This is a genomic window from Adlercreutzia sp. St.1H8 (assembly GCF_059728655.1).
The window spans coordinates 1,882,808-1,903,072 of the sequence record NZ_AP039376.1; the positions used below are offsets into that span (position 1 = coordinate 1,882,808).

The 20,265-nt window shown below is 69.9% G+C and carries 17 protein-coding genes, 1 tRNA gene and 1 other RNA gene; 6 read left to right on the plus strand and 13 right to left on the minus strand.

The window, feature by feature from the left end:
• Window positions 1-8: 8 nt before the first annotated feature.
• Entirely contained in the window at window positions 9-1,685 is a 1,677-nt protein-coding gene (locus AC6I0Y_RS07390) for an ATP-binding cassette domain-containing protein (RefSeq protein ID WP_497730565.1), read from the minus strand.
• A gap of 1,424 nt (window positions 1,686-3,109) precedes the next feature.
• Between AC6I0Y_RS07390 and AC6I0Y_RS07395 the strand changes: the two genes are divergently transcribed.
• Entirely contained in the window at window positions 3,110-3,634 is a 525-nt protein-coding gene (locus AC6I0Y_RS07395; RefSeq protein WP_497730567.1) for a GNAT family N-acetyltransferase, read from the plus strand.
• Between the two features lie 771 nt (window positions 3,635-4,405).
• Here the strand turns inward: AC6I0Y_RS07395 and AC6I0Y_RS07400 are convergent.
• Window positions 4,406-4,960 (minus strand): zinc ribbon domain-containing protein, encoded by a 555-nt coding sequence (locus AC6I0Y_RS07400; protein ID WP_497730569.1) that lies wholly within the window; start codon window positions 4,958-4,960, stop codon window positions 4,406-4,408.
• A gap of 350 nt (window positions 4,961-5,310) precedes the next feature.
• On the opposite strand from AC6I0Y_RS07400, the gene AC6I0Y_RS07405 reads away from it, so the two are divergent.
• Window positions 5,311-5,907, plus strand: coding sequence for a carbonic anhydrase (locus AC6I0Y_RS07405; RefSeq protein ID WP_497730572.1), 597 nt, complete (start codon window positions 5,311-5,313; stop codon window positions 5,905-5,907).
• On the opposite strand, the gene AC6I0Y_RS07410 is transcribed toward AC6I0Y_RS07405, so the two are convergent.
• From AC6I0Y_RS07410 to murI, 4 genes are all read right to left on the minus strand, one after another.
• Window positions 5,904-6,635, minus strand: a complete 732-nt coding sequence (locus AC6I0Y_RS07410; protein ID WP_497730574.1) for an NADPH-dependent FMN reductase — start codon at window positions 6,633-6,635, stop codon at window positions 5,904-5,906. The genes AC6I0Y_RS07405 and AC6I0Y_RS07410 overlap by 4 nt on opposite strands.
• 838 nt (window positions 6,636-7,473) lie before the next feature.
• Window positions 7,474-7,550, minus strand: a tRNA-Pro gene (locus tag AC6I0Y_RS07415).
• A 90-nt stretch (window positions 7,551-7,640) separates the two neighbouring features.
• Window positions 7,641-8,249 (minus strand): RdgB/HAM1 family non-canonical purine NTP pyrophosphatase, encoded by a 609-nt coding sequence (gene rdgB / locus AC6I0Y_RS07420; RefSeq protein WP_497730576.1) that lies wholly within the window; start codon window positions 8,247-8,249, stop codon window positions 7,641-7,643.
• Window positions 8,250-8,321: 72 nt separating this feature from the next.
• A complete protein-coding gene (gene murI, locus AC6I0Y_RS07425; RefSeq protein WP_497730579.1) occupies window positions 8,322-9,236 on the minus strand; it encodes a glutamate racemase in 915 nt (304 codons plus the stop codon).
• Window positions 9,237-9,422: 186 nt separating this feature from the next.
• On the opposite strand from murI, the gene AC6I0Y_RS07430 reads away from it, so the two are divergent.
• Together AC6I0Y_RS07430 and ybaK are read left to right on the plus strand one after the other, a co-directional pair.
• Entirely contained in the window at window positions 9,423-10,070 is a 648-nt protein-coding gene (locus AC6I0Y_RS07430; protein ID WP_497730582.1) for a flavodoxin family protein, read from the plus strand.
• A 6-nt stretch (window positions 10,071-10,076) separates the two neighbouring features.
• Window positions 10,077-10,562 carry a Cys-tRNA(Pro) deacylase gene (gene ybaK, locus AC6I0Y_RS07435; protein WP_497730585.1) on the plus strand — a complete coding sequence of 162 codons (486 nt, stop codon included), beginning with the start codon at window positions 10,077-10,079 and terminating at the stop codon, window positions 10,560-10,562.
• A 307-nt stretch (window positions 10,563-10,869) separates the two neighbouring features.
• Here the strand turns inward: ybaK and AC6I0Y_RS07440 are convergent, their stop codons facing one another.
• Window positions 10,870-11,880 (minus strand): hypothetical protein, encoded by a 1,011-nt coding sequence (locus tag AC6I0Y_RS07440; protein WP_497730587.1) that lies wholly within the window; start codon window positions 11,878-11,880, stop codon window positions 10,870-10,872.
• A gap of 830 nt (window positions 11,881-12,710) precedes the next feature.
• The gene (locus tag AC6I0Y_RS07445; RefSeq protein ID WP_497730589.1) at window positions 12,711-14,423 is read right to left on the minus strand and encodes a L,D-transpeptidase; all 1,713 of its coding nucleotides are present in this window, start codon (window positions 14,421-14,423) and stop codon (window positions 12,711-12,713) included.
• Between the two features lie 262 nt (window positions 14,424-14,685).
• Here AC6I0Y_RS07445 and ssrA point away from each other — a divergent pair.
• Window positions 14,686-15,064: a transfer-messenger RNA gene (gene ssrA / locus AC6I0Y_RS07450) on the plus strand.
• Window positions 15,065-15,523: 459 nt separating this feature from the next.
• Here the strand turns inward: ssrA and AC6I0Y_RS07455 are convergent.
• The 5 genes from AC6I0Y_RS07455 to AC6I0Y_RS07475 all read right to left on the minus strand — a co-directional run bounded on the left by AC6I0Y_RS07455 (window position 15,524) and on the right by AC6I0Y_RS07475 (window position 19,397).
• On the minus strand, window positions 15,524-16,141 hold the full coding sequence (locus AC6I0Y_RS07455) for a hypothetical protein (protein ID WP_497730591.1): 618 nt from the start codon (window positions 16,139-16,141) through the stop codon (window positions 15,524-15,526).
• A 46-nt stretch (window positions 16,142-16,187) separates the two neighbouring features.
• Entirely contained in the window at window positions 16,188-16,652 is a 465-nt protein-coding gene (gene smpB, locus AC6I0Y_RS07460; protein ID WP_160709951.1) for an SsrA-binding protein SmpB, read from the minus strand.
• 68 nt (window positions 16,653-16,720) lie between these two features.
• Entirely contained in the window at window positions 16,721-17,953 is a 1,233-nt protein-coding gene (locus tag AC6I0Y_RS07465) for a M20/M25/M40 family metallo-hydrolase (protein ID WP_497730594.1), read from the minus strand.
• 97 nt (window positions 17,954-18,050) lie between these two features.
• Entirely contained in the window at window positions 18,051-18,332 is a 282-nt protein-coding gene (locus AC6I0Y_RS07470) for a hypothetical protein (RefSeq protein ID WP_160709953.1), read from the minus strand.
• A 402-nt stretch (window positions 18,333-18,734) separates the two neighbouring features.
• A complete protein-coding gene (locus tag AC6I0Y_RS07475; protein WP_497730597.1) occupies window positions 18,735-19,397 on the minus strand; it encodes a thermonuclease family protein in 663 nt (220 codons plus the stop codon).
• A 147-nt stretch (window positions 19,398-19,544) separates the two neighbouring features.
• Here AC6I0Y_RS07475 and pyrE point away from each other — a divergent pair, with 147 nt between their 5' ends.
• Window positions 19,545-20,228, plus strand: a complete 684-nt coding sequence (gene pyrE / locus AC6I0Y_RS07480; RefSeq protein WP_497730600.1) for an orotate phosphoribosyltransferase — start codon at window positions 19,545-19,547, stop codon at window positions 20,226-20,228.
• Window positions 20,229-20,265: the final 37 nt, after the last annotated feature.

A 20,265-nucleotide genomic window follows, 5' to 3' on the forward strand; every position in this document is an offset into this window, starting at 1 on the left:
CGGCGGGGTCAGGGGCGGACTTCCAGGCGGAAGCGGCGAAGGGGCTCGGCGGGCGCGGCAGCCCCGCGGGCGACACCCGCGTCGCCTCCTGCGCCCGCGCCGCTGGCCCCGCCGGCGCCGCCCGCGCCACCTCCCGGATCCACGTCGAAAGCTTCCGCGCCCGCCCCGCCTTCCGCACGGGCGCCCTCCGCGCCTCCCCTGCCTGCATCCGCCTCCCCCGCCGCCACAGGGCCCAGGTGCCAGCGGATGTCGGTGGCGCGGTCGAGGAGGCGCTCGTCGTGGCTCACCAGCACGAGCGCACCGGGGAAGGCCGCCAGCACGCGCTCGAGCGCCTCCACCGAGCCCAAGTCGAGATGATTGGTGGGCTCGTCCATGACGATGAGGGCCGGGCGACGCGTGATGCCCTCGGCCAGCAGGAGCTTGCGCAGCTCGCCGGGGCTCACCGCGTCGCCGTCGAGCAGGCGGTCGGGATCGGAGTTCAGCTGCGCGACGATGGACAGGATGCGCCCCCGCTCGGCACGCGGGGCCGCGCGCAGGGTCGCGAGCGTCTGCGCGCGCAGCTCGGCATCGACCTCCTGGGGCACCACGAGCGTGGGCAGGTCGTCCGCGAGCGCGGCCACGAGGCGTCCGATGAGCGTGGACTTGCCGCTGCCGTTGACGCCGGATACGCCCACATGATCGGCGTTGCCGAGCGCGAGGTCAGGCACCTCCAGGCGATGCGCGCCGCGGGCGAGCACGCCCGCCGTCATCCGCAGGAGCACCTTGCGCGGGCTCGGCGCGGCGTCCAGCCACACGTCACCGTCGTAGCTCTTGGCCACCCGCGTCTCGGCCAGGGCCTCCTGCGCACGTTCGAGGCGTGCATCCATGCGTGCGGAGAGCTTGCCGGCCACGCCGTCCTTGCCGGTGTAGATGGCCAGCTTGATGCGACCCTTCCCATCGTGGTCCTTGGGGTCGAGACCGCGCGCGCTGCGCTTGGCGGCCGCCTTGCCGGCCTCGTTGCGCCGGCGCGCCGCCTCCTGCTGGACGCGCGCCACCTCGCGCTTGGCGTTGCGCCGCTGCCGCTCGGCGCTGCGCCGCTCAAGGTCGGCCTGCGCCGCTGCCTCCGCGTAGGTGCCGGGGCGCAGGGTCACGCGGCCATCCGAGAAGAACAGACAGCGCTCGACCAGGTCGTCCAGCAGCGCGCGGTCATGCGAGATGAGCAGCCCCACGCCGCGAAAGCCCGCGAGCGCCTGGGCGATGGCGCGACGGGTAGGCGCGTCGACGTGGTTGGTGGGCTCATCGAGCACGAGCAGGTCCGGCTCCTCCCAAAGCGCCACGGCCACCTGGAGCCGCTTCTGCTGGCCGCACGAGAGCGCGGCGAAACGCCAGGGCCAGTCGTCCTCGATGCCCAGGTCGGCGCGCAGCCGCACGGCGCGCTTGTCCCAGGCGCAGGCGAAGTCCTCCAGGCGCACGGGCGACGCGGACGCATCCTGCTCGCAGTAGGCCGCCACCACGCCGCCGGGCGTGACCGAGCCGGCATCGGGCATGAGCTGGCCAGCTGCGATGCGTGCGAGCGTGGACTTCCCGCAGCCGTTGCTGCCGACGACGCCCGTCCATCCCGGGGGAAAGACGGCGCTCGCGTCCGTCAGGATGGCGGCAGACGCGCCTGGGTATGAGAAATGGATAGCGCTCAGGGTAACCTGCATGGGAGACCTCGCTTCTTGATGATGACGCGACGCGGAGGCGCCCGCATGGGCGTCCGGTCGCAAGACGGAACCGATCATCAAGCTACAGGCGCAAGGTCGCAGTCCTCCCAAGGTCGGGGCCCGGCACTCTCGCATCGCTACTGCCGCCGGGCGCATGAGCAGCGTTCATGGTACCACACGCCCCGAAGTTGGCAAGCTGCCGACACAGAGGACGACGCAGAGGACGGCACACCGGCGGGCAGGGCGGGCGGGCGGCCGGCGGGCAGGGCGGCGGGCGGGGCGGCGGGGCGGCGGGCCGGCCGGTGTAGGCGGACGTCACACGGGGCGTGCGAGCCGCCGGGCCGTCACGCGAGCGTGCGGGACGTGCGGGCCGTCAGGCGAGTCGGCGTGCGCGGGCGTGCGGGCCGGCGGGCGAGCCGTCGGGCCGGCGGGCCGGCCGGCTGGCCGTCGCGCGGGCGTGCGCGGGCGGGCGGACCGGCGGGCGAGCCGTCGGACGGGCCGGCGTGCGCAGGCGTGCGAGCCGTCGGGCGAGCCGGCGGATGAACAGCGCCCGCCCCCCCCCTGTGCGCCCCGTAAACGCCTCTTCCCGCCAGCGCTCGAGTCGCGACTGCCGCGAGCGATGCCCTGACTCGTCGCCTGGCCCCTTCGAAGAAGTTTCGGGCCAAAATCAGCATGGTTTGCGCCATTGGAGGATGTTTCGCTACCCTCTCAGCTGATTATCTTCAATTGAGAATCATCCTGACGAGGGGGTATTGCAGTGTCGATTCGACGAGAGCGACCAAACCCGACGAAGCCCGCGTAAACCGCGGTGTTTTTGGCCAGAAACTCCCGTCTTCGCTGCCAAGGCACCGACCACCGTCGTGCGCCACACAAGTCACCGAGACGCCGGGGCGATGACCGCGGCGACTCAACTCGCGCAGACGCAGCCGGCTGACATTCGCTTGGGCCGTCACCGACCACGGCACGGATCACCCGGACGCTCTGTCGCGCTCCGCGCTGATGAGGCCCTTCCCCCGCGACGACGCTCCGTCCGGCAAACCCCTGGCCCCAGGGCCGCCGCCGTTCGCACCCGATCCGCCGCCTCGCCCTCCCCGGGAAGTTTCTGGCCAAAAACGCCACGCTTTCCGCTGCTGGAAGGCGCCGCGCGACGCTCCCGTCTGACTATCCCCGGGCGAGAATCATCCTGACGAGGGCCTATCGCGGCGCGGATCCGGCATGCGCCACCAGCGTCGGCAGAGTCTGCGTAAACCGCGATGTTTTTGGCCAGGAACTCCCGCCTTCACCGTCCAGCCCGCCGCCACCGGCGCCCGACGGCCCGCGCTCACCGGCGGCGCCCCGTCCTCGGCCGTGCGCCGCGCGCCGTTGCCACCCGCGGTGACGTCCGCTATGATGCGCGGACGACACCGCCGAGAAAGGGAGCCGCCGTGGAGATCGTCATCGCGCATCCGGAGCAGCTGGACGCCATCGTCGCTCTCACCGAGCGCGCGCAAGCCGCCATGGCCGCGCTCAAGCTCGACCAGTGGCAGAACGGCTATCCCAACCGCGCTGTATGGGAAGCCGACATCGCCGCGGGCGGCGCCTACGCGGCCCTCGACGAGGGACGTGTGGCGGGCATGATGCGCTACTGCACGGGTCCCGACCCCTCATACGCGACCATCGACGGCGCCTGGCTCACGGACGGCCCCTACGCCGCCATCCACCGCCTGGCCGTCGACCCTGACCTGCGCGGACGCGGCCTGGCCGGAACGCTGCTCGCCTTCGCCTGCGAGAAGGCCGCCGCCGAGGGCCTGGCCTCGGTGCGCATCGACACCCACGCCGACAACGTCCCCATGCAGCGCGCTCTGGCCAAGGCCGGATTCGCCCGCTGCGGCACCGTCACCCTCGCCGAGGGGCTGGAGGCCGGCGCCTCGCGCCTCGCCTACGAGCGCGCCCTCTCCCCCACCGCCTAGCCACCGCACCGACGGCCGGCAAGCAGCGCGCAACGCGTAGCATCTGAGGCATCCGCAGCTCCAGGGCTATCGAGCGCGAATCGAGGCTCCACCTAAATGCATCCCTCGGCACCGACGAGCAGCCGGCCTGAGGAGAGCATCACTCGCAAAGTGGCCAAAAAAGACGAGTTGACGACAAGGGGCAAGCGCTCTTCGACACCCTTCGCAGCAAAACCCCAGGTCGTAAAAGTTACCTATAGGATACTCTTCCTTGGGAAGCGCAGAAGAGATGCGAAATGCCACTTCCACCGTCGTCAACTCGTCTTTTTTGGCCACTTTAGCCGCAAGAACCGCACATCCGCCGATCGCGTGCCCTCCGAAGAGCGAAGGGCGTCCGCCACGACACCCTCCTCCGCAATTCACGGCCTACCGCGGCCAGGCGGCTGCGTGCATACGACCCTATGGTACTATGACAAACGTTCCCTGCGAGCCTGAAGGAGGTGAGGCGATATGTCCAAGAAGCGGAAGCGCCGCAGCGCACCCAGCGGCACGGTGGTCTGGCGCCAGACGGCCGAGGAGGCCACGCTGGCGGGCAAGCCGCGCTACAACGGCTACGCCTGCGGCCACGGCCCGCACGGCGACACGCGCTACAACCGCGCCCGGGCCAAGCAGGCCTGGCGCCGGCAGATCGGGCAGGAAGGAGCCTCTCGGGGCTCCTTTCTTTTTCAGAGCGCGGAACCGCCGGGGCGCCCCGCTGCGATGCCCCGGCTCCAACCCCGTCCCTTCCCCGCCCTATTCCGCGCGCCAGCGCTTGAGCTGGGGGAGCACCACGCCCATGAGGGAGACGGCGTCGTCGGGGGACACGTCGTTGGCCTGGGCCATCATCGGTGCGCAGAACTCGATCATCTCCTCCATTGTGCAGTCGGCGGCATAGCTGCCGTCCTCCTTCACGCACCAGGCGCACCACTCGTCGGAAGGCGTGCCGTCGGCAGCGCGGGCGCGATCCTCGTCGCGGGTGAGGTACATGCCGCAGCTCTGGCAGAAGGCGCCCTCGGGCGGCATCTCCATGAGCAGGGTCACGGGCACGTCGAGCACGGCGGCGATGAGCTTGATCATGTCGATGCCGGGACGCGTCTCGCCGCGCTCCCAGCGCGAGACGGCCTGGCGCGTCACGTAGAGGCGGTCGGCCAGCTGCTGCTGGGTGAGGCCGCGCTCCTCGCGCAGGCGGGGAAGCAGCGCGCTCACCGGCATGCCGAAGGCGGACTGGCGCAGCGGGGGCGCAGCCGGCGCAGCAGGGGCGGGGCTGACGGGGGATGCGCCGGAGATGGCGGCGGAATCGACGGGCATGGCGGGGCTCCTTTCAGTCGGTTGGCCCATCTAATCACGTCCACAGCGTCCCGTAAAGCAACAGCCTGTTGCCTGCCGGCGCGCGAACACGCCGCGCGCAGCGATAGCCCGCCGGACAAAGGCGGCAATGGCACAGCACGGCCCCGCCCCGTCCCTTTTCCCGCGCCTCCGCCCAGCATCGCATCGCCAGGCGGCTTTCGTCTTTACCGCCTTCCCCGCTCGGCAGCAGCGCCATCCTCGCCCGCCCGCCTGACCGGAAACCGGCGATATCGGCGAGACGCGGGGGACGAAGCCGGGCACCTGCGGCGGGCGCAGTAGAATAAGGCGCGGGCAAGGCAAGGAGGCACCTGATGACCTGCGGATACACGGCAGACGACTTCGACGGCGACGCGCACGTCCCGCCTGATGAGGCGCTCGCACGCCTCGCAGAGGGCAACCGCATCTACGTGGAGGCGCTCGACCATCACCGCGACCTGTCGCCCGAGCGCGTGCGCGACCTCTTCGAAAACGGCCAGCGCCCCTTCGCCACCATTGTGACCTGCGCGGACTCCCGCGTCGTCCCCGAGCACATCTTCATGACCGGGCTCGGCGAGGTCTTCGTGATCCGCGTGGCGGGCAACGTCGTGGGGCCGACGGAGGCAGCAAGCGTCCTCTACGCCTGCGAGCACCTGCACACGCGGCTCCTGCTCGTGCTCGGGCACACCCACTGCGGCGCCATCAAGGCGGCACTCGACGGCGAGGCCGGGTCGCTCGCGCCCATCACCGAGCGCATCACCGCGGCCCTCGGCAGCGAGCGCGACCCCTACCGGGCAAGCGTCCTCAACACCGAGGCGGCCATCGACGAGCTGCGCGCGCTGCCCGAGCTGGCCGCTCTCGAACACGCGGGCCGCCTCATGGTGCGCGGCGCCATCTACCACACCCACTGTGGCGTCGTCGACTTCCTCTAGAGAAGGGGCTGTGCGAGCCTCCCCGCGAGCTTCCCCATCAGAAGGTCGGCCTGGAGGGCCAGGGCGGCGTCCTCGCCGGGCGTCATGCGGAGCACGTCGGTGGTGTAGTCCTGACGGGTAAGCGCCACCTGGGCGTGGACGGTCTGCACGAGATCCACCTGCATGAACGCGAGCGTCTCCGCGAGATCGGCCGCACAATAGCGCGCCCGCGCGCCACCGCCGGCGCAGCTGAGGGCCACCGGCTTGCCCTTGGCCACGGTGTCAGACCCGCCGGGCTCAAGCGGGCGCGACAGCCAGTCGAGCAGGTTCTTCAGCACGCCGGGGACGCCGTGGTTGTACTCGGGCGAGAACACCCACACCGCATCGGCCGCCGCCACCTCGGCGCGAACGCGGCGCACCTCGGCGGGCGGGGGGAACTCCGCGTCCTGGTTCATGAACGGCAGATTCGCGTAGTCGAGCCAGCGCGTCTGCGCACGCCCGGCCAGGTGGGTGGCCGCGCGCTGGCCCGCCTGGCGGTTGAGCGAGCGCTCCCGCAGCGACCCGCAGATGAGCAGCACCGTCGGCAGGCTGGACGGCGCGCCGATGGCAGCTGCGGCCCCGAGGGCGCCCGCGGCCGCCCGCACGCCGGACATCTCGGCTGCGGCCCCGGCGTCCTCGACGCCCGCCGGGGCCGCAGCCGCGTCGGCGCCGGGCGCCATGCCCGCAGATCCGCTCCTCGTGTTCTCCATGATCGCTCCCTTCTTCGCAGTTGGGAGCGGATGATACGCAACCGAGACGGCTGGAGACGTGACGCGGAGTCATCGGGCGATGATCCGTTACGCGCCCGCAGGAACCGCGACATGCCGCCGAGCCACCTCACGGGAGAATCGCGCCTGCGGGGCGGGGAGGGCGGAGGTGGCGGGGTCGGCGGGGGCCGGGAGGCAGCACCCGGCAGCGGGCGAGCGCGACGCTCAGCAGGGCCAGGGGGCCGGCGGGGGCGGCGGGGTTCGGCGGGGACAGCGGAGACGGAGGGGCACGGGCGAGCGCGACGCTCGGCAGAACGGCGGGACCGGCGGCGGGCGCGACGCTTGGCGGAGGGCGGAGGGACAGCACCTGGCAGAGGGCGGAGGCGGCGTCCGACGGGGCGACGGGAGCCCACGACGCTCGACGGGCGCGACGCCCGGCGAGAAAAACTGCACAATTTCGACGACTTTGCGACAACCGGACCCGGAGATCGCAGCACGCATCGCGCGTTTTCCCAGGTAAGCGATGACCGCGTTGTCGTCATACCCCCATCGCGAGGCCGAAGTAGCTCCCCTTCGCCTGATTTTTTGTCACAAAGTCGTCGAAATTGCACGCAAAACGACGGCGGGGCCCGACGCGCCGCGAACCCCCCCCCGTCTCGCAACACGCACCCGCAGCGTCGACAGGGCCCGCCGGCGCCCGAGCCGTCGAGCGCCCCCCACAACCTAGCCCGGCCGACGGGAGCAGCCAGCCCCTCCCCGACGGCCTCCCTCCGCGAGGCCGGGGGCCTTGCCGTCTCCGGCGCAAAAAAGAGCCGGCGCGTGCCGGCTCCCGTGAAGTCGCTGGTCGGGATGACAGGATTCGAACCTGCGACATCCTGCTCCCAAAGCAGGCGCGCTACCAGGCTGCGCCACATCCCGACGAGACGCGCTCGATTATAGCAGAAGCCGCGCGGCGCGCGCCGGCGCAGACGTGCGGATCGGCCACCCCCTGCCCCAACGCCGTCTCCCCTACCCCAGCAGCGCTCTCAGCTCGCGCAGGGCGTTGCCGCGGTGGGAGATGGCGTTCTTCTCGTCCTGGGTCACCTCGGCCAGGGTGCGGCCGTCGGAAAACCGCTCGGGCAGGAACAGCGGGTCGTAGCCGAAGCCCCCCTCGCCGTGCTCCTCGTGCCCGATGCGGCCCTCGATGGTGCCGCGCGCCACGAACTCGGCGCCGTCCTCGTCCACGAACACGAGCGTGCACACGAAGCGCGCCGTCCGCTCGGCGTCGGGCGTGCCGGCCAGCTCGCACAGGAGCTTCGCGTTGTTGGCCGCGTCGTCGCCGTCAGCCCCGGCGTAGCGCGACGAGTACACCCCCGGCGCGCCGTCTAGGGCGTCCACTTCGAGCCCCGAGTCATCGGCGAGCGCTGCCACGGGGCGTCCGAGCACCTCCTCGGCTGCGGCGCGGGCGGCGAGCGCCTTGATGCGCGCGTTGCCCTCGAAGGTGTCGGCGTCCTCCTCCGGGTCGGACTCGAGTCCCGCCTCGCGCAGGGTCTTGAACTCCCAGCCCGCGAAGTCGAGCGCCGTGGTGATCTCGGCGACCTTATGGGCGTTGTTGGTGGCGATGACGACGGTCTTCACGCGCGTCCCCTTCCTCTTCTCGGCTGCGCTCCGGCGGGCAGCCTTGGCGCCGGCGTTCGGCCGGCACCTTCCCTAGTCCAGCGGCGGCAGGTCCAGATGCGCGGCCCGCGCCAGATCCATGTTGAGCACCCGGCTCCCGAACTGGGCGAACTCCGCCACGTCGGCGCCGGTGGTGTAGAACTCGTAGGCGGCCACGTTGCCGGGCCGCGCCAGGCCGTGGCGACGACGCAGGATCTCGGCTACGTCGCGCGTCGTCTCCTCGGCCGACGAGATGAGCGTCACCTCGCGGCCCACCACACCGCCGATGAGCGCCTTGAGCAGCGGGTAGTGCGTGCAGCCGAGCACGAGCGTGTCGATGGCGGAGCGCCGCAGCGGCTCCAGGTACTCACGCGCGATAGCCTCGAACTCCGGGCGGATGTAGACCTTCGAGGCCTCGGACAGGTAGCTCTCGAAGGGCCCCTCTGCCATGCGGATACCCAGCTCGGCGATCTCGACGAAGCGCGGCGCCGCCGTGGAGAATACGGTGATGCCCGCGTCGATATGCCGGATGGCGTCGGCGTAGGCGCACGACTCCACCGTGGCGCGGGTGGCCACCACGCCCACACGGCGGTTGCGCGTGGTCATGGCCGCGGCGCGGGCGCCCGGCTCCACCACGCCGATGACGGGCGCGGAGAACTCGCGCTGCGCCTGCTCGAGGCCGGCGGCGGTAGCGGTGTTGCAGGCGATGACGATGAGCTTGCAGCCGCGATCGACGAGCACGCGGCAGATCTGCCGCACGAAGCCGCGCACCTCCGCCAGGTCGCGCGGGCCGTAGGGACAGCGCGCCGAATCGCCCACGTAGATGATGTCCTCCTCGGGCAGCGCAGCCATGATCTCGCGCATGACGGTGAGCCCGCCGTAGCCGGAGTCGAAGACGCCGATGGGCGCGTTGTCGTAGGAGCCAGGCCGGTCGTCCCGGCCGGCGAGGAGGGGGGCGAAGGTGTCCATGGAACGGAAGTATACCCCACCGCCGGCAGGCACGCCGCGCAGGCGCCAGGCGGCCGCGAAGAACCCACGGCGGCGGGCTGCGGGCTACGGCCGGCCCGACCCTTTCCCTGGAGCCGACTCCATGGTTTACAATCGTCGGCGAAAAGAGTCGCAGGGCGCCGCGCGCCCGGAAAGGAGACACCCGCCATGAAGGCACTGCTCATCAACGGAAGCCCGCGCTGGAAGGGCAACACGAACCGCGCGCTCGAGGAGGTGGCCGGCGCGCTCGAGGCCGAGGGCCTGGAGTGCGAGATCGCCTGGATCGGCAACAAGCCCATCCGCGGGTGCATCGCCTGCGGCATCTGCTCGCGCAACGGCGACGGCCGCTGCGTCTTTAACGAGGATCCCTGCAACGAGCTCATCGCCAAGGCCGCCGAGGCCGACGCCATCGTCATCGGCTCACCGGTCTACTACGCCGGCGCCAACGGCAGCCTCATCGGCCTGCTCGACCGCATGTTCTACGCCGGGGGCCCGCTCATGCGCTTCAAGCCGGCCGCGGGCGTGGCCGTGGCGCGCCGCGCGGGCACCACGCTCACCGTCGACCAGATCAACAAGTACTTCCAGATCAACTGCATGCCCGTGGCGTCGTCCACCTACTGGGCGCTCGCCCACGGCCGCGCCGAGGGCGAGGTCGCAGGCGACGGCGAGGGCCTGCACACCCTGCGCATGCTCGCCCGCAACCTGGCGTGGCTGGCCAAGAGCCTGGAGGCGGGCCGCGCTGCCGGCATCAATCCGCCGGCCGTGGAGCCCAAGGTCATGACCAACTTCGTCCGCGACGACATCCTGGAGGCGTAGGCGCCCATGGCCAGGCACGCGAAGGAGGCCAAGACCAACGCCCTGCGCGAGCTCGACGCGGCAGGCATCCCGCACGAGTTCCGCCTGTTCGACTGCGAGGGCGCGCCCTCGGGCGTGGAGGTGGCCGCGATGCTCGGCCTCGACCCCGACCGCGTGTTCAAGACGCTCGTCACCGTGGGAAAGTCCGGCGAGCACTACGTGTTCATGATCCCCGTGGCCGCCGAGCTCGACCTCAAGAAGGCGGCCGCGGCGGTCGGCGAGAAGGCGGTGGCCATGGTCAAGTCGAGGGAGCTGCTGCCGCTCACCGGCTACGTGCACGGCGGCTGCTCCCCCATCGGCCAGAAGAAGCTGCTCGCCACGCGCGTGGACGAGACGGCGCAGCTCTTCGACGACATCACGTTCTCGGGCGGCCGCATCGGCTGCCAGATCACCATGGCCCCCGACGACCTGGGCCGGCTCGTCCCCTTCGCCTACGCCGACCTCACGGCCTAGCGCGAGCGGAGGCAGCCGCCCTCGCTCGCTCTGCGGGCGCAAACTGGCCAAAAAACCCGACTTGACGACAAAAGGAGGCCGAAAAGGCGACCACGCGCATCCCTCTCACGCACAACGCGCGCATCGCCCATCCGCGACCTGGGGGTTTGCGGCGCACGAGAAGAGCAGCCCGGCGCCGCGTGTCGTCAAGTCGTCGATTTTGGCCAGCTTGCGCTCGCGAATCGCACCCCCTCCCCGGCGCGCCGAACGCGGGAGGCAGGCGTCGCGAGCGCTTGCGCAGCAGCGCTGCCGGAAGAGCAGCGACCGATCAGGCGTAGCCCTCAACGCTTATGAAGACGTACCAGGGCACTCGAGATCCCTTGTGACCCGCGGGATACTGCGTCCCCGCCTCATGTTCGTAGAGCTGCATCATCTCCATCCTGCACTGAACGCCATCCACCTGAAACACGTAGTCGTAGGTCACCACATGAGAAGAGGACTCGCTGCAGTTCTGCAATTGGCGCCTCGGCGCGTTGCCCCGCCCGGACGAATTAAGTCGCTCTATACTCGCGCATTCCACAAGAGGTTCGCCACGAGAGCCGCCTGAAGCCTGCATGGCATAGCCGCTCTGCCTTTGCGCCCCCTCCAGCACGACCTCCTTGCGAGTGGATTTGACCCCGTCCCCCGCTTGGTGGAGCTCGTCATAGGGCCTCCCCGTGGCCTCCGAGAGTATCCAGCAAGCATCATTGTTGAAGACGTCCCAGTAGATGAACACCGAGCTCGGGTTGTCATTCACGATATCGGGGTATATCGGCTCCGACACCCACGTAGTCTCATCGAGCATCTCCCCCGGCCTCGTAATCCGCTCGAACATTCTCTCCTCGGGGCTCGGAGCCAGCTCGGCGGCAAGCATCAGCACGCCGAGTGCTAGCGTCAAGCTCGTAAGAACGCTCATGACAATATGAGAGACACCCTTTTTGCCGCGCGTGAGGCTCCGGTTCCACAGACACCCGAAAAGGGGGCCGCCAAGGAAGCAGTTGAGGAAGCTCACCTTCGCAGACGAGGTCAGCTTTGGCTGAGAGCCGAAATAGGACGGATATACGCGCAGGGCATACAGCAACGTGCCCATCGCCAAGGCGATGGCGAGCACCCAGTCGACGATGCCAAGCCACGGCGCAAAGTCGCCCAGATACGGAAGGGCGTTAAAGGCGCAGATGGCCAACGCTCCGGCTATCGATAACCCGATATTCGTGCGCCACCAGCCAATGCGAGCGCCCTCGCTCGAGCCCTCCGCCGCAGAGCACGTCCCCTCCCCGCAAGGCTGCTGAACGGCGTCCACGTCTACCTGCGCATGATCGGCATCGGAAGACGGGGGCGCGGGTGACGCGGGCGCTTGGCCTTGCAGCCCAAGGCTCCGCAAGTCTTGATGCGAGTACGACAGGCCGCATCGCGAGCACGTGCCCCCTTTCGTTCCGCCATCAAAGACGATGTCTCCCCCGCATATCTGGCAGCAGAGCTTTCCCATGAGCACCCCCGGCACCACGTTTCACGAGCAATCGAACAGTGCTTGCACTCTACCAGCGCAGTGCGCCGCCCATTGGGCAATGGGCATCGGGGGGGCTTCGGCGACGGCGATCGCCTAACGCGACGCTGCAATCGCATCAGAGGCATCCGCGGAAGAGACGCCTTGGCGGCGCCTGCGTTTCCCTGGATTGGGCAGTCTAAAGCAGGGACGCGGCCATCGCCGACCTCGCGAACGCCGGTGGCGATGGTCGGCGGGATGTGCTAAGATGGGCCCAATCGGTGCCCCGCTCATCCCGGGCAGCATCGGGTTATCAGTTAGGCCGGGTACCTCTTAAAGCAGCCCGGCCTTTCTTTTTCTCCAACGCCGTCCGTCATTCTCTTCGCACCAGGACGAGCCCGATGATCCCGATAATCACCAACAAGATCTCGCATACCGCGATGACTGTCTGCGTGTCCATAGGCAGCTCCTCTCTCGAGGCTGCCCGGACATGACGGAGCACCTCCCGGGATTCTAGCACGCAGGCCGAGCGCGCCTCGCCAACGCCGAGCGCCGCCCCGCCGTCCTCGGGTCGGCAGCAGGCGGCGCCCCGTCGGCTCCTGGGCGCGAAGAGAGGCGGCCCCGAACCCGGGGCCGCCTCTCTTTGCTTAGCCGTGAACGATAACCGGGTCGCCCACGCGCAGCAGGTCGTGGAGCTCCTTAGCCTTGGCGGGCGGCAGGTTCACGCAGCCGTGGCTGCCAGCGTAGGTATAGCGGTTGCCGCCGAAGGACGACTGCCAGTTGGCATCGTGGAAGCCGATGGAGTTGCCCTTGAAGGGCATCCAGAAGTCGACGGGCGTGCGGTAGTCCTCGGTGCCATCGGGCTTGAGGCCGATGAGCTCGGAGGCGCCGGCGTTCGACTTGATGTAGTAGACGCCGGCCGGCGTGGCGTTGCCCAGGTTCGGGTTGCCGGTGACGATGTCGCTCTCCCAGATGACCGAGCCATCGTCGCCATAGAGCCATGCGTGCTGCAAGGCGAGGTCCACCTCGGCGTAGCGGGCGCCCCAGTCGGGCGCGCCGGCGCCGTTCCAGGCGGCCGCCTTGCTCTTGAGCGGCATCTCCACCGCGGAGGTCTGCCCGGCGGCCACGTTGTCACGCACCGTTGACACCAGGCCGTCGGCGTCCACGCGCCAGCCGTAGTCGCCGCCGGACACGCTGAGGGCCTTGCCGTCGGCGGCACGCGTCCACGAACGCGTCGTGCCGATGGTCGAGTTGTTGGCGGCCACGTCCTTCGCCCAGGCCACGAGCGCCTCGTCGCTCAGGCTGACGGACAGGTCCGGCGCCACGGTCACCCACGAGGCCACGAGCTCGGGCGTCACCTGGGCGCCCACGATGCCGTTCATGGTGAGGTCGAAGTCGGCCGCGATGAGCGCGTTGGCCTGGTCGCGCGCCACGTCCAGGCGCTCGTCGCCCTCGATGATGTCCGGCACGGCCAGCACGTCGGTGGACACGGCGATGTGCGGCTTGAGGACGGCGGCCTGGGCCGACACCTCGTCGACGAGCTTGTCCACGTCGATGGCGGTGCCGTAGGACTCAGGCACCACGACGAAGGCGCCCTTGCGCTCGTCGTAGGCCACCGTGGCGCTCACGGGCGGCTCGGCCGTGGCGTTCACCTCGGCCGCCGCGGCCGCCAGCGCGTCGGCCAGCTCGGTGGTCTGGTAGGAGGCCACGAGGCTCGCCGTCTCGTCATGGTCGCGGAACACCTCCACCGGCCAGCGCCACGGGTCCACGCGGGAGTGCATCTCCTGGGCGATGGTCTTGCCGTCGAGCGACATGCCCGCGGCCTGGGAGGTGAGCTCAAGGTCGATACCCTGCCCCTTGACGGTGAACTCGTAGCCGCCCACCTTGTCCTCGAGGATGGCATGGACCTCATCAGAGGTCTTGAGCGAGATGTCGGTACCGGCGATGACGGTGTTGGGGAAGAACAGGTTGGCGAAGACGGCCACACCGACGAGGTACACGGCCGCCACGGCTCCCACGATGGCGCCGAGCGTGATGCCCGCCACCTTGAGGGCGCTCCGGCGCTTGTCGGCCTCCTTCATGCTGACGGGCCGACCGGCGCCCGCCGGGGGCTGGGGCGCGCCCTTGGGGGACTTCGCAGAGGCAGCGGGAGTTTTCTTCGCGGCACCCGCCGGCTTGCCGGCCCTGGAAGCCGCGCCGGCCTTGGCGGCGCTCGCGGGGGCCTTCTTCGCCGTCTCCTGCGCAGGCTTCGCGGACGCGGCCTTCGCGGTCTTCGCCTTGGCCTGCTTGGCCGGAGCCGAGGAGACCGCCTTCGCGGACTCGGCCTTCTTCTTTCCGTGCATTCCCTTGGTTTTCGCCATGGTCTCTCTCAGTAACTCGATAGGTGCGGTAAGCCGCCCGCGGGCAGCAGTGACCATTGTAATCAAATTGTTCCGTTTGTCCCGGCCACTTTGGCATATGGATGAGCGCCCCCAGCTGCGGCGACGCATTCCCCACGATCAATCCACGTTATCCTTGACACAAGCGCGCGCAGGGATAGAATAGACCAACCCTGCGGGTTATCTCCTGCGGCAGGATGCGGCATGCCCCGGGCATCGGCCGTGCCTCGCCGCTTTTACCTTCGGGGGCGACTGGTTTCGACATGGTAGGCTTGAGATGAGGAGCAGGTCGTGGTCTCCTCGCCACGCTAAACAGGGGTACCGTCAAGTTAATTGGCAAAACTTCTTCTAAGTCCGGCTACTACATGCCGGCCGCCATGGCTGCCTAACAGCAGTTATCGCGATCGCCGACCTTGGGGTTTCCCCGACCCTTGGAAGGCGTCATCTCAGGGGAATGCGCCTTGGCACGTAGTCGGTATGGCCAGGGCAAAGACTGAACCGGCTAGCGGCGCGAACGTCGGTCTGCGAACCGAGGCGCCGCGAACCCTGATCGCAGACTAAGCCTGTAGAGCCTCGTGGATTGTCTAGTATGGACCGGAGTTCGATCCTCCGCGCCTCCACCAGTTATGAGAAGCGGCCCCGTGCGATGACGCGCGGGGCCGCTCTGCGTCCGGGCACGTGCTGCGCCGGGGCTTGAGGGCCAGGCTCTCGCGCCGGAGCTTGCGGGCCAGGCTCTCGCGCCGGAGACGTTGCGCCGCCCCGCCCGATCGAGGCCGCGGGGCGGCGGGGGCGCCCGCTTCCGGATTTCTGGCCAATTTCGCTACGGTTTACGCGGAAATGGCGGGGACTCCTCGGAGGGGCGACGAGGAGCTTCACATCGTCCCAGGTCAGGAGCGAGACGAGCGACCCCCTGGGCCGGTGGTGGCCGAAAGCCAGCGTAAACCGCGGCGTTTTTGGCCAGAAATCCGGAAGCAGGCGCCAAAACCCGGGGGAAGGCGCCGACCCCCTCCCCCAGAAAGGCGAAGGCGGCCCCGCGCATCACGCGCAGGACCGCCTTCGCCCGGCTTCGCGGGAGACGCCCCTTATTTCTTCTTGAGGAACCCGAGGCCCTCGGTGATGTCGTCGAAGGCGCCCTTGAGCTCGGAGACGACGGCGGCGCCGTCCTTGTAGATGGCGTTCATGTCCGCGGTGGCCGAGGCCACGCCCTCGCGGGTGATGCCGAGGTCGAACTCCTCCTCGTCGGAGGCGCGGATGACGGTCACGCCGTCCGCCTCGTCCTCCGCCTCGTCCTCGACGAAGTAGTACTCCTGCTCGTTGCCGTCCTCGTCGAGCAGGATAAAGCCTATCTCGTTATCGTCCTCGTCGACGAGGTAGGCGTAGATGTCGCCATCCTCGACCTCCATCTCGATGACCTCGGCCTCCAGGTCATTGCCGTCCTCGACCTCGAAGCCCTCCTCGCCAAGCGCGTCGTCATCGCCCTCGGCCTCGGCCACCTCGTCATCTGACCAGCCGTCGTAGTCGGCCTCGTCATCCGTCTCGAAGCTCGCGTAGGCGTGCTCCAGGTCGCTCTCCTCGGCGTCCTCGCCCAGGATCTCGTCGAGGTCGTCCTCCACGTCTTGGATCTCCGTCTTCTCGTCTATCTGCTCGGCGTCGGTCTCGCCCGACTCCTCCATGATCTCAAGCTCCTCGTCCAAGCCCATCGCCGGCTCCTTTCATCGTCGTCGAACGCGCGCACCTGCCGGCGCGTCAGCGGGAGCGCTCCTTCATCGCGCGTTCGATGTCGCGCTTGGAGTCGCGTTCCTTCATGCTCTCACGTTTATCATAGAGTTTCTTGCCCCGGGCAAGCGCCACCTCAACCTTAACCAAACCGTTGTCCTTGAAGTAGAGCTTGAGCGGGACGATGGCCAGGCCCTTCTCGCGCACCTTCTCCTCAAGGTAGCGGATCTGGCGCTTGTGCATGAGCAGGCGGCGCTTGCGGTCGGGATCCGGGTTGGCGAGGTTGCCCTGGGCGAACGGCGGGATGTGGACATTGTTGAGCCACAGCTCGCCGCCGCGGACCAGCACGAAGCAGTCGGTGAGCTGGCAGTGGTTGTCACGCAGCGAGCGCACCTCGGTGCCCGTGAGCTCGATGCCGGCCTCCCAGGTCTCTAAGATCTCGTAGTCGTGGAACGCCCGGCGGTTCTTGGCGATGGTCTTCTCTTCCTTCTTCATGGCTCCTCCAGAGCGAATTCTTCTGGGTGGATTCTCAGGGCCGCCCCAGGGGCGAGCGCGAACAGGCGCTACTCCGTGGAGGCGGTGTTGGGATCGTAGACGGCGGGCTCGGGGGACTCGGGCCGGCCGGCGCCCTGCTCGACCTCGGCGGTCACGGCGTCGGCGGCACGTGGGGCGTCGGCGTCCAGGTCGGCGAGGGTGACGGGGATGCCAGGGCGCACCGGGTCGGCCATGCCGGGGACGAAGCACGCCTCGGCGTCGAGGTCGAGCGCGAAGCGGGTGAGCAGACGAACCGTGGCCTCCAGGTCGGCGAGCGCCACCACCTCGGTGGGCGTGTGCATGTAGCGCAGCGGCACCGAGACGAGGCCCGTGGGGATGCCGCCGCGGGTCACCTGGATGGCGCGGGCGTCGGTGCCGGTGACGGAGGGCTCGGCCTCCAGCTGGTACGGGATGCCCTCGGCCTCGGCCGCAGCCACCAGACGGTCGAACACCACCGGGTTGATGTTGGGCCCACGGGCGATGACCGGCCCCTCGCCGCAGGTGATCTTGCCGTACTTGGCCTTGTCGATGCCGGGATAGTCGGTGGCATGCGTCACGTCGAAGACCACGGCCACGTCGGGCCGCACCGCGTGGGCCGAGGTCATGGCACCGCGGGTGCCGATCTCCTCCTGCACGGTGGCGGCGGCGATGAACGCGCCCGGCGCGCGGCCGGCCTCGGCCAGACGCTCCATCACGCGGCAGGCCACCCACACGCCGCACTTGTCGTCGAAGGCGCGCGAGACGGCCATGCCCTCGCCGAAGGTCTCGAAGCCCACGCCGAAGGTGATGACGTCGCCCACGCGCACGACATCACGCACGGCCTCGCCCGGCATCCCCAGGTCGATGACGAGCTTGTCGAGCGGCGTGACGCTCTTGCGCTCGTCGGCCTCGATGAGGTGGATGGGCTTGCGGCCCACCACGCCGCGCAGGGGCTCGGCGGCCCCGGAGGCGTGCACGTCCACGCGCATGCCCGGCAGGATGGCTGCGTCCACGCCGCCCACGGCCGCCACCGAGAGGAAGCCCTCGTCAGAGACGTAGGTGACCATGAGGCCGATCTCATCCATATGGGCTGCCAGCATGAGGGAGGGCCCCGCGTCGCGTCCGTCGAGGCGCGCGTGCACCGAGCCCATCACGTCGGTGGCGATCTCGTCGGCCACGGGCGCCAGGCGCTGGCGGACGAGGGTGGCCACAGGCACCTCGCTGCCGGTGGGAGACGGAGTCTCGAGCAGGTCCTTGAGGAAGAGCAGCTCTTCGTTTTCCATGGGAGTCCTTTCGGGGTCGGGCGGACGCGGGTCACCGGGCACAAGGCGGACGCCGGGCGAAGGCGCCGACGCCGCGTCGGGCCGGGGGCGGCCGCGCCTACCAGTATTCCTTCTTGTACTTGCGCTTGCGCTCGGGCTTAGGCGCGCGGAAGTCGAGCTCCAGCTGGCCGTCGGTCTTCTCCGCCCGAGCGGTCTTGCGCTCCACCTTGTCGATGGACCAGCTCACCGCGTCCTTGCCGAATAGCTCCAGCATGCGCACGCGGGCGTCGTGGAGGTTGGCCTTGGTGCCCGCGCGGGCGTCGCTCTCGAACTCGAAGAGGCCGCGGGCGCGATCGGCTGAGGCGTTGGGCGAGCGGTAGTGGGCGAGGTAGGTCTGCATGGGGGTGAGGGTCCATCCTGACGGGGGCGTTTCTTCTCCGGGGATTCTACCACGGGCTGCCGGCGCGAGGCGGGGCACGGGGCCGGCTCCGCAGGGCGCCCATCGTCGGCGGGCCGGCGCGGGGGGCCGGGGCGCGGGCGGGGCGCGGGCGGGGCGGGAGGCGGGGCGCGCAGGCAGGGGCGGGCGCTGGCGGGAGGCGCACGCGGGGGCGAGAGGGAGCAGACCGACGGGATGCGGGGTGCGGGCGGGATGCGTGCGGGGTGCGGGCGGGATGCGGGGCGCAGGCACAGCGCGGGAAGGACGGGGTGCGGGATGCGGGCGCTGGCGGGATGCGGGGTGCTGCGGCGCGCGCGGCCCGAGGCGGCCGAGGCGCCAACCTCCCCGTCGCGAGGGCCGGCGGGGCTAGCCCCAGCTGCCGGAGACGCCACGGCCGGCCCCGGAGGCCTCGCGGCCAAGCGTCTCCAGGGCTGAGGCGTGGGCGACGTCATCGCCATAGCGGCGCGCCTGGGCGTAGCCCTCGCGCACGAGGACGCCGTTGAGCATCTTCTCGCCTATCTCGCCCGCGTCGTCCGGGCTGGCCGGCTCCTCCAGCCATACGTAGCGCAGCAGGCGGCCGTATTGGTCGACATTGCTCTCGTCGCGCTCGAGCCACACCGCGTCACCGCGTTTGACCAGGCTCTTCGTGAAGGCCGCGGCATCCTCGCCCTCGGGCGTGTTGCGCTCAGGCTCGGGCGCCACGCTCTCCGGGCAGTCGATGCCGATGAGGCGCACGCGCTCCTCGCGGCCGTCGATGGACACGACGAGCGTGTCGCCGTCCACCACCCGCACGACCGTCGCCCGCTCAAGGGCCGCCCCGCCCGGGTCGCCCGGCGCCCCGGACGCCGCCGGCGCGCGATCCGATCCCGCCCCGAGGCCGTCCGGCCCCAGGCCCGCCGTCCCGCCGCCGACGGCCAACACGAGCGCGAGCGCCGCCACCACCGCGACGACCGGATGGCGCAGCACGAGCCCGTCAAGCGCCCGCCTCATCACGCGCCCGCCTTCGCCGTCCCTCTTCGCATCGCCCATCTTCCGCGTCCTTTCGCCTAGCCGCCATCGGCTGTTCTCGGATCCATCTTATCCGAGCGGCCGCGAGCGCCTGCGGTCATCGGGTATCATGTTGGCCGTATGTAGACAGACGGCCGCCACGCGCGGCCCGAGGACGGGGAGGCGCCCATGGAGGCCTACAAGCAGGAGTTCATCGAGTTCATGGTGGCAAGCGACGTGCTGAAGTTCGGCGACTTCACCCTGAAGAGCGGTCGGAAGTCCCCCTTCTTCATGAACGCGGGCGCCTACGTCACCGGCGAGCAGCTCCACCGCCTGGGCCTGTACTACGCGCAGGCCATCAACGCGAGCTTCGGGCTCGACTTCGACGTGGTGTTCGGGCCGGCTTACAAGGGCATCCCGCTTGCGGTGGTCACCACCATGGCGCTCAGCGAGCTCTACGGCAAGGAGGCGCGCTACTGCTCCAACCGCAAGGAGGCCAAGGACCACGGCGCAGACGCGGGCAGCCTGCTCGGGTCAGAGCTGCGCGACGGCGACCGCGTCGTGATGGTGGAGGACGTGACCACGTCGGGCAAGTCCATCGACGAGACCTACCCGATCCTGAAGGCGGCAGCCGACGTGGACGTGCGCGGACTCGTCGTATCGCTCAACCGCATGGAGCGCGGGCGTGGCGGCGTAGTGACCGCGCAGCGCGAGATCGAGGAGCGCTACGGCTTCCCCGTGGCGTCCATCGTGTCGATGGCCGAGGTGCGCGAGTACCTGGCCGGGCGCGAGGTGGGCGGGCGCGTGGTCATCGACGATGACGTCGCCGCCGCGCTTGACGCCTACTACGCCGAGTGGGGCGCCGAGGCATAGGGAGCCGAGCCAGCTCGCCGAGGCTGCCCGGCCACGG